The organism is Rhizobacter sp. (assembly GCF_031412075.1).
Lineage (GTDB): Bacteria > Pseudomonadota > Gammaproteobacteria > Burkholderiales > Burkholderiaceae_C > Rhizobacter.
The window spans coordinates 1-5628 of record NZ_JANOCG010000183.1 but is presented as its reverse complement, the minus strand read 5'-3'; the positions used below and the strand labels follow the sequence as shown (position 1 = coordinate 5628).

General features: G+C 62.8%; 6 protein-coding genes. 5 read left to right on the top strand and 1 reads right to left on the bottom strand.

Annotated features, from left to right (window positions below; translation table 11 throughout):
* From RMO40_RS06390 to RMO40_RS06370, 5 genes are all read left to right on the top strand, one after another.
* A partial coding sequence (locus RMO40_RS06390) for a L,D-transpeptidase family protein (RefSeq protein ID WP_309717911.1) occupies positions 1 to 982 on the top strand: 982 nt, incomplete at its 5' end.
* Positions 979 to 1539 carry a peptidylprolyl isomerase gene (locus RMO40_RS06385; protein WP_309717909.1) on the top strand — a complete coding sequence of 187 codons (561 nt, stop codon included), beginning with the start codon at positions 979 to 981 and terminating at the stop codon, positions 1537 to 1539. The genes RMO40_RS06390 and RMO40_RS06385, both read left to right, overlap by 4 nt.
* 1 nt (position 1540) lies before the next feature.
* On the top strand, positions 1541 to 2044 hold the full coding sequence (locus RMO40_RS06380; RefSeq protein ID WP_309717907.1) for a peptidylprolyl isomerase: 504 nt from the start codon (positions 1541 to 1543) through the stop codon (positions 2042 to 2044).
* Positions 2045 to 2053: 9 nt separating this feature from the next.
* A complete protein-coding gene (locus tag RMO40_RS06375; RefSeq protein WP_309717903.1) occupies positions 2054 to 2824 on the top strand; it encodes a UDP-2,3-diacylglucosamine diphosphatase in 771 nt (256 codons plus the stop codon).
* A gap of 5 nt (positions 2825 to 2829) precedes the next feature.
* A complete protein-coding gene (locus RMO40_RS06370) occupies positions 2830 to 3600 on the top strand; it encodes a zinc-dependent peptidase (protein WP_309717900.1) in 771 nt (256 codons plus the stop codon).
* 51 nt (positions 3601 to 3651) lie between these two features.
* Here the strand turns inward: RMO40_RS06370 and clpA are convergent.
* A partial coding sequence (clpA, locus tag RMO40_RS06365) for an ATP-dependent Clp protease ATP-binding subunit ClpA (RefSeq protein ID WP_309717897.1) occupies positions 3652 to 5628 on the bottom strand: 1977 nt, incomplete at its 5' end.

The following is a 5628-nucleotide window of genomic DNA, read 5'->3' as shown; positions in this document are numbered from 1 at the left end:
CTACGGCGACTTGCTGCTGACGCGGCGCGGCAAACTCGACGCGGTCGTCGTACCGCCATCCGAACTGCCGGCTTCGGCCGCGGCGCAGTGGAGCCAACTTCGCCAAGAAGCCACGCTGCGGCTGGCTGCGCTCACAGAGCGTCCGCCTGAAAATGCGGTGCCACGCCAGTTCATCGACATCCCGCCGAGCACGCGCCACGCCATTGCGGTGGATGCGAGCCGCTCGCGCATGTACCTGTTCGTCAACAACGAAAACGGCTTGAGGCTGGTGTCCGACCACTACGTGTCGCTCGGCAAACTGGGCATGGACAAGAAGGAACAAGGCGACCAGCGCACACCCCTCGGCGTGTACTTCGTGACCAGCCGGCTCGGCGGCGCGCAGCTGAAAGACTTCTACGGCCCGGGCGCACTGGAGCTCAACTACCCCAACGAATACGACCGCCGCCGTGGCAAGACCGGCGGTGGCATCTGGCTGCACGGTGTGCCACCGCACAACTTCGCACGCACGCCGCAAAGCACCGACGGTTGTGTGGTGCTCGCCAACGAAGACATCAGCCACCTGCTGCGCGACGTCTCCCCGCGCCGAACCCCCGTGGTCATCGCTACCCGTCTGGACTGGTTGGCGCACGGCCAGGTCGACAAAGAGCGTGGCGCGGCTCGGGCGCTGGTCGAACAATGGCGCCAGGCTCGATCGGGCGGCGACGTGAGCAGGTTGCTGGGTTTTTACTCCCCGCAGTTTTCGAGCGGCACCGCGGACCTGGCCCAATGGGCCAAGATCCTCGACAAGGAAGTGAACGCCTCGCGCGGCCGAGAGTCGGAGCTGAAGGAACTCTCCATCCTGTCATGGCGCGATACCAGCGAGGTGTTGATCGTGACCTTTGGCGAGGTGCTCAAAGGCCAACTCACCGGCCCGATGAAGCGCCAGTACTGGGGCAAGGAGGGTGGACAATGGAAGATATTCTTCGAAGGAGTGATCGGATGACAAAACACACCCGCTGGTTGAGCTTGATCGCGGCCACCCTCATCGGCTTGGGCACAAGCCTGGCCGCACAGGCGCAGAAGGTGAAACTCGCCACCTCTGAAGGCGACATCGTGGTTCAGCTCGACGCTGCCAAGGCGCCCAAGACGGTCGAGAATTTTGTGGCCTACGTGAAGGCCGGCCACTACAACGGCACCGTGTTCCACCGTGTCATCAGCAACTTCATGATCCAGGGCGGCGGCATGACGGCCGACCTCAAAGAAAAGCCTACACGCCCGCCAATCTCGCTGGAGGCCCGCAACGGCCTGAACAACGACCGCGGCACCATCGCCATGGCCCGCACGTCCGACCCCAACTCGGCCACGGCGCAGTTCTTCATCAACGTGAAGGACAACAACTTCCTCAACGCCGCGCAGTCGCAAGACGGCAACGGCTACGCCGTGTTTGGCAAGGTCATCGAGGGCATGGAGGTGGTCGACAAGATCCGCGCCGTGCCGACCGCCCCTGGCGACGTTCCCGTCAAACCCGTGACCATCAAGAAGGCCACCCTGGAGAAGTGAAATGAGCAAAACCGTCGAACTGCAAACCAACCACGGCACCATCCGCGTCGAACTCGATGACGTCAAGGCGCCCAAGACCGTCGCCAACTTCATCGCCTACGTCGAGAACGGCCACTACAACGGCACAGTGTTCCACCGCGTCATCAAGAGCTTCATGGTGCAAGGCGGCGGCTTCGAACCCGGCATGAAACAAAAGCCAACCGTCGAGCCGATCCAGAACGAGGCCAACAACGGCCTGAAGAACGACCATTACACCTTGGCCATGGCGCGCACCAGTGCACCGCACTCGGCCTCGGCCCAGTTCTTCATCAACACCACCAACAACGACTTTCTGAACTTCAAGTCTGAGTCGGCCAGCGGGTGGGGCTACGCCGTGTTTGGCAAGGTCGTCGCCGGCAAAGAGGTGGTCGACGCGATCGAGGGTGTGAAGACCGGCAACAAGGGTGGCCACGGTGACGTGCCGCTCGAAGACGTGGTCATCACCCAGGCGACCGTCGTCGCCTGAGCCCGCTTCATGCAGGCTGAAGTGCATGCTCCGCTGGCCTGGCGGTGCATCGACTTCATCTCCGACCTGCATCTCGGCGCCGACACGCCCGAGACCTTTGACGCCTGGGCGGCGTACCTGCAAGGTACGCCGGCCGAGGCGGTGTTCATACTGGGCGACCTGTTCGAGGTGTGGGTCGGCGACGATGCCCGCGTCGACGGCTTCGAGGCCCGCTGCACCGAGGTGCTGGCGACAGCAACGCGTCAGCGCCACATTGCCTTCATGGTCGGCAACCGCGACTTTCTGGTCGGCACTCGAATGCTCAGCGCCTGCGGCGTTACGGCGCTGGCTGACCCCTGCGTGGTGATCGCGTTTGGCCAACGTGTGCTGCTGACGCATGGCGATGCGTTGTGCCTGGCAGACACCGAGTACCAAGCCTTTCGAGTCCTGGTGCGCAGCGCTGCCTGGCAGACCGACTTCCTCTCCAAATCTCTCGAAGCGCGCCGCCGTTTTGCCCGTGATGTGCGCAACCAGAGCGAGATGCGCAGGAAAGGCCCGCCCTCCCCGGCCGGCTGGGTCGACATCGACACGCCCGCCGCGCTGGAATGGCTGCACCAAGCCAACTCGACAACGCTGATCCACGGCCACACGCACCGCCCATCCACCGAGCCGCTGGGCGATGGCTGCGTTCGGCATGTTCTGTCCGACTGGGACCTCGATCACCCGCCTGTGCGTGCCGAGGTGTTGCGCCTTTCAGCCTCCGGCCAGGCGCGCCTGAGTCTGGCCGACGCGTTGAAGTAACCCGAATGCTCCACGCGCTGCGCCGCTGGCGTGACCAACGAACACTGACGCGCCGCCCGATCCCCGACGCGCTGTGGCTCGCCACCCTGGCGCGCTTCCCCTTCCTGGCCCGCCTCGACGTCGATGACGGCCAGCTGCTGCGCGAGATGAGCACGCTCTTTCTCGACCGCAAAGAGTTCAACGGTGCCCACGGGCTGGCGATCACCGATGACATGGCCGTCGCCATCGCCGCGCAAGCCTGCCTGCCCATTCTTCGCCTCGGGTTGGATTGGTACGACAGCTTCATCGGTATCGTGGTGCACGCCGACGAGGTTGTCGCGCGTCGCGAGGTGATGGACGAAGACGGCGTGGTTCACCACTACGACGAACCTCTGTCGGGCGAGGCGATGGAAGGTGGGCCGGTCACGCTTTCATGGCAAGACGTGGCCGACGCCGGCAACTCCGCCGAATGGGGCTACAACGTGGTGATCCACGAATTTGCCCATGTGCTGGACATGCGCGACGGTGAAGCCAACGGCATTCCGGCCCTGCCCAGCCGCAGCGCCCAGCTTGAATGGAAGACAGTTTTCACGGCGAACTACGACAGCTTTTGTGCGCGAGTTGAAGCCGGTGAAGACACCTTGCTTGACCCCTATGGTGCCGAAGCGCCCAGCGAATTTTTCGCCGTCGCATGCGAGGTATTTTTTGTCGCGCCGCACGACCTTCAGGCCGAGCACCCGCAGGTGTACGCGCAGCTGCAGCAGTTTTTTCAGCAAGACCCCGCCTTGCGCGCATGAAAACGGGGCCCGAAGGCCCCGTCGTTTTATCGCCAGAACTTGTACAGCACCTCAGGTGGTGGTGGCAGGCTCTGCCTTCGGCTTGTCGCTCTTCTTCGGCGGCTGGATGTCGAGGACGGTCTTGCCTTCCGCATCGATGTCGACCGCCAGGCGGCCACCATCGACCAGACGACCAAAGAGCAACTCATCGGCCAGAGCACGACGAATCGTGTCCTGGATCAGGCGTTGCATCGGCCGGGCACCCATCAGCGGGTCGAAGCCCTTCTTCGACAGGTGCTTGCGCAAGGCGTCGCTGAAGGTCGCCTCGACCTTCTTCTCGGCCAATTGCGCTTCAAGTTGCAGCAAGAACTTGTCGACCACGCGCAGGATGATTTCTTCATCGAGCGAGCGGAAATTGATGATCGCGTCGAGCCGATTGCGGAATTCGGGTGTGAACAGGCGCTTGATGTCGGCCATCTCGTCACCTTGTTCGCGCGAGTTGGTGAAGCCGATGCTGGCCTTGTTCATCGTCTCTGCACCCGCATTGGTCGTCATGATCAGGATGACATTGCGGAAGTCGGCCTTGCGCCCGTTGTTGTCGGTCAGCGAGCCGTGGTCCATGACCTGCAGCAACACGTTGAAAACGTCCGGGTGGGCTTTCTCGATCTCGTCGAGCAACAGCACCGCATGCGGCTTCTTGGTAACGGCCTCGGTCAGCAGACCACCTTGGTCAAAACCCACGTAGCCCGGAGGCGCACCGATCAGGCGGCTCACCGCATGGCGCTCCATGTATTCGCTCATGTCGAAGCGGATCAGCTCAATGCCCAGAATAAAAGCGAGTTGCTTGGCCACTTCGGTCTTGCCCACACCCGTGGGGCCGCTGAACAAGAACGAACCGATCGGCTTGTCGGGCTTGCCCAGGCCCGAACGCGCCATCTTGATGGCAGCCGCCAAGGCTTCGATGGCAGGCTCCTGCCCGAACACCACGCTGTTCAGGTCGCGCTCCAGCGTCTTGAGCTTGGAGCGGTCGTCGCTCGACACGCTGGTCGGCGGGATGCGTGCGATCTTGGCGACGATCTCTTCGACCTCGTTGCGGGTGATGGTCTTCTTTTGCTTGCTCTTGGGCAAGATCCGCTGCGCCGCACCCGCCTCGTCGATCACGTCAATCGCCTTGTCAGGCAGGTGGCGGTCGTTGATGAACTTGGCCGACAGCTCGGCCGCAGCCTGCAAGGCACCCAGCGCGTACTTCACGCTGTGGTGCTCTTCGAAGCGCGACTTCAGACCCTTAAGGATCTCGATGGTCTGCTCGACCGAAGGCTCGACCACGTCGACTTTCTGGAAACGGCGTGACAGCGCTGCGTCTTTTTCGAAGATGCCGCGGTACTCGGTGAAAGTGGTCGCGCCGATGCACTTCATGGCCCCGGAGCTCAGCGCAGGCTTGAGGAGGTTGCTCGCATCCAGCGTGCCGCCCGAAGCCGCCCCCGCACCGATCAGCGTGTGGATCTCGTCGATGAACAGCACCGCGTTCGGTTGATCCTTCAGGTGCTTGAGCACACTCTTCAAGCGCTGCTCGAAATCACCGCGGTACTTGGTGCCCGCCAACAGTGCGCCCATGTCGAGCGAATACACCTGCGCATCGGCCAATATCTCGGGCACCTCGTTTTGCGTGATGCGCCAGGCCAGACCCTCAGCGATAGCGGTCTTGCCCACGCCGGCTTCACCCACCAACAGCGGGTTGTTCTTGCGCCGGCGGCACAGGATCTGGATGACTCGTTCCACCTCCAGCTCGCGGCCGATCAACGGGTCGATCTTGCCTTCGCGGGCGAGCTGGTTGAGGTTCTGGGTGAACTGATCCAGAGGCGAGCCCTTGGACTCGCCTTCTTCCTTCTCGCCTTCGTTGCCGGAGCTTTCATTCGACTTCGGTTGCTCGGGCGGGTCGGTCTTCTTGATGCCGTGGGCGATGAAGTTCACCACGTCGAGCCGCGTGACGCCCTGTTGGTGCAGGTAATACACAGCATGCGAATCCTTCTCGCCAAAGATCGCCACCAG